Consider the following 3,680-nt stretch of genomic DNA (forward strand, 5'->3'; position numbering starts at 1 on the left):
GTCCTCGGGGAGGGCTGGTGGCAGCTATAGTCGGTTTTACGTGTTCTGGCCTGTGAGCACGTCGATGGTCCAGGGGGGCTGATGAGTACCTATCGCAGCCGATGTGGTGGTGTTCGCGGCTGGAGCGCGGGCTTGACGGCGGCGGCTGCTGCGGTGGCGTTTGCGGCGGGTTCTGCCGCTCCTGCCAGGGCTGACATCGACGACATGATGGATCTGCTGATGGACCCGATGTCGTCGGCGGAGGCTGATGCGGGCGTGGGTGCGGATCTGGGCGTGGGGGCCGACACTGTGCTGCCCAACCTCGACACCGATGTGGGTGCTCTGGACTCGGTCGCGGCGGCGTCGGTGCACGCGGCGGCCAGCGCGGACGCCTCGGGTTCGGCGGCGGCAACCGACAGCCTGACGCAGTGGTACGAGACCAACATTTACGACCCGATCCACACCTGGGAGCAGAACTGGATCGACAGCGCCCAAGGTGAAGCATTCGACGCGCAGCTCAACAGTGAATGGCAGTCCTGGGGCGGCCAGGGCATCTTGATCGGTGACGGCGCCAACGGAACCCAGGCCGACCCGAATGGTGGTGCGGGCGGGTTGTGGTTCGGGGATGGCGGCAACGGCTGGGACAGCACGATCGCCGGGGACCCCGGCGGTGCGGGCGGTGTGGCCTATGACGGTGACGGCGGGGGCGGCGGCAACGGGTTCGACGGCTCGGCCGGTGGGGCTGGCGGTGACACCGGTTCCGGCATCGCCGGCAACGGCGGTGATGGCGGCGACGCGGTCACCCCGGGCGGCGATGGTGGCGCCGGCGGTGCTGGTGGGAACGCGACCGGGTTCTTCGGGATCGGCGGCAACGGCGGCGAGGGCGGTACGGGTGCGGCCGGCGCCGACGGGACAAACAACAGTGCTCTGGCTGGGGTGGCCGGCGGCGCGGGCCAAAACGGCGGCGCCGGGGGCGACGGCGGACCCGGCGGCAATGGTGGCTGGCTCTACGGTGACGGCGGTAACGGCGGCACGGCGGGCAACGGTGGTGACGGCGGCATCGGAGGTGCTGGCGGTGCCGGGGCAGCCGACGGGGCTAACGGAGTCGCCGGGACCGGCGGCACCGGAGCCGGTGGCGGGTCCGGGGGGATCTTCGGTTCCAATGGTTCCCTGAGTTGGGACGGGGCCAACGGCGCATTCCCGGCACCACCGACGACCACCTCGCCCCTTGAGTACATCGCCAGCGCCGGTGACGGGCCCGGAGCGATCACCTACGACCCCGCCAACCATGACCTCTACGTCGCCGACACTTACAATGGCACCGTCTCGGTGATCAACACCGACACCAACACCAACACCGGCACCATCACCGTCGGGCCGGCGGGCCCCACCGTCGGGGATCTGACCGGAATCGCCTACGACCCCGCTAACAGTGATATCTACGTGGTCAACACCAACGACTGGGCTGACTCCCAGCCCGGAACCGTCTCGGTGATCAACCCGACCACCAACACCGTCACCGACACCATCACGATCGGCGTCGCTCCAGGCCAGATGGCGGTCGCCCCGACCAACGGCGACCTCTACATCACTAACCCCGACAGCGACACGGTGACCGTGATCGATCCGCACACCAACACCGTCACCGACACCCTCACCCTCCCCGACAGCTCCGGTCCGTCGGGGATCGTCTACGACTCCGCCAACGGTGACTTTTACGTCGGGGGCGCCAACAACGGACTATCGGTCATCGATCCCACCACCAACACCGTCACCAACGACACCATCGCCGGCGTCGCACACGCTTCCGTGGTGCCCTACGATCTCGTCAACGGCGATCTCTACGCCCACGAAATCGTGGGCAAGAACGAACTTCTGCTGACGATCGACCTGAACTCTGACACCCTCGTCGCTAACCCCAGCATCAATCCGGGCGAGGTGGTTGTCGACACCACCGATGGTGATGCCTACATGACCACTGGTGGGCTCTTCGACAATCTGTCGGTGCTCAACCTCGACACCAACACCGTCACCAGCTACGACGTCGGCGGGATGGTGGGCCAGACTAACGGTGTTGGCGGGACTCCCGCGCTTCTCGGCGGGATGGTCTACGACCCCGCCAACGACACTGTCTACGTCACCGACGACAGCTACGACCCGGCCGCCACCAGCCCGGCCGCCACCGGCGACGCGGTGTGGGCGATCAACCCCAACTCGTAGTTGAGGGAGTCTCCGATAGTTCGGGGTCGGTCCTTACGGTGGCCGCAACTACGCCGGTCTACCGGTAACCCTGCCCAGCGCGTGTCGGCTTGCCACGGCCGTCAGTGTCACTGGTCAGTTCCGCTCTGCGTTGTGGTGGGTGCTGCGGTCAAGGTTGTCAGCGCGGTGAGCAGGTCGTGGCCGTGGGGGCTGCCCAGGCCGGTGCACGGGTCCCAGCCCGGCCCGGCGGTGTAGGCGCCGTTATTGCCGACAGTGATGTCATGGAAGGCGGCCGAGCCGATCTGGTAGAACGCCTGGTGGGGGTCTCCCAGGTGGGTAGCGAGCAACTGGTTGAGTCGGGTGATCAGCGCCGCCCACAAGGGCGCGACCGCGCTGGTACCGCCCAGCACCCGATCGACGCCGTCCACACGCACCTGGTAGCCGGTGAGCGGATCGGCGTTACCGGCGACATCGGGTACCCCGCGGCCCGCGACGCCGTCTGGGGCGGCGGGCACCGCGGCGGTGTGCTGCCAGTCGGGTCGCGCGAAGTCGACGCTAACCCCGCCGCCGGTCGCGCCGCGACCCAGCGCGGCGTCGTTCCACACGGTTTCGCTGCGGATCGTGTCACCGTCGGCGATCAAGCTGGTGCCGCCACAGGCCAGCACGTAGGGACTCGACGCCGGGAACTCGACGTGCGGCTGGTCGTCGGTGGCGCCGTCGGAGGACCCCTGATCCCCGGCGGAGGCGATCACGGTGACCCCGAGCAGGGCGGCGTCGTGCAGCGCGGTCTGCATCGCGTTGAGGGCCTGATTGCTCCAGGTCCTCTCCGAGTTGCCCCAGCTGATCGAGATCACCGACGGCTTGTGGACGGTGTCGTGGGCGGCTTGGGAGATGGCTTCATAGAAACCCTGGTCAGTGTTGGGGGCGAAATACACCACGATCGCCGCGGCGGGCACCAAGGCGCCGCACACTTCGATGTCGAGCATCACTTCGGGATCGGCCGGCATGCCCGGAAAGTTGAGGCCGCCGGCCACCGAGACTGCCGTCACCGATGGCATCGCCGGTAGACCCAGTGAGGCGAAGTACGTTTGCAGGTCGCTGTCGCGGTAGCCGCCGCCGAGTTCGATGACGGCCACGGTGTGCCCGGCCCCGTCCGCACCGGCCGGCAAGCCGTACAGCTCGCCGACCTGGATCGGGGTGTAGGTGTGGCTGGGCTGCACAGAGGGTGCGCGCACATGGGGGCGGGCGATGGGGCGGTGATCCAGGCCGAGCACCGCGATCACACCGTCGGGCAGCCGCGGCGTCCCGGTACACCCGAGCAGCGCGGGTCCGTCCCCGACGGGCTGGTAATTGCCTAATACTGCAGCCGTAGTTCGTGATCATTGGTTTTCTTGTCGCTGGTAGTGGGAGAGCCGGGCTCGGTATTGGTGTCGTCGTCGCCATCGTGACCAGGCCAGCAGGCTGGCGATGGTGTGGCGGGGGGGCAGGAGCAGCATATCGGA

Annotated in this window: 2 protein-coding genes; one reads left to right on the forward strand and one right to left on the reverse strand. The window is 68.0% G+C overall.

Annotated elements, in window-relative coordinates; genetic code table 11:
• The first annotated feature begins 81 nt into the window (after nt 1-81).
• On the forward strand, nt 82-2,199 hold the full coding sequence (locus BN4346_RS49615; RefSeq protein WP_154677695.1) for a YncE family protein: 2,118 nt from the start codon (nt 82-84) through the stop codon (nt 2,197-2,199).
• Nucleotides 2,200-2,306: 107 nt separating this feature from the next.
• Here BN4346_RS49615 and BN4346_RS46780 read toward each other — a convergent pair whose 3' ends face one another.
• The gene (locus tag BN4346_RS46780) at nt 2,307-3,452 is read right to left on the reverse strand and encodes a S53 family peptidase (protein WP_235653833.1); all 1,146 of its coding nucleotides are present in this window, start codon (nt 3,450-3,452) and stop codon (nt 2,307-2,309) included.
• Nucleotides 3,453-3,680 lie beyond the last annotated feature (228 nt).

It is taken from the genome of Mycolicibacter icosiumassiliensis (genome assembly GCF_900078685.2).
Classification (GTDB): Bacteria; Actinomycetota; Actinomycetes; order Mycobacteriales; family Mycobacteriaceae; genus Mycobacterium; species Mycobacterium icosiumassiliensis.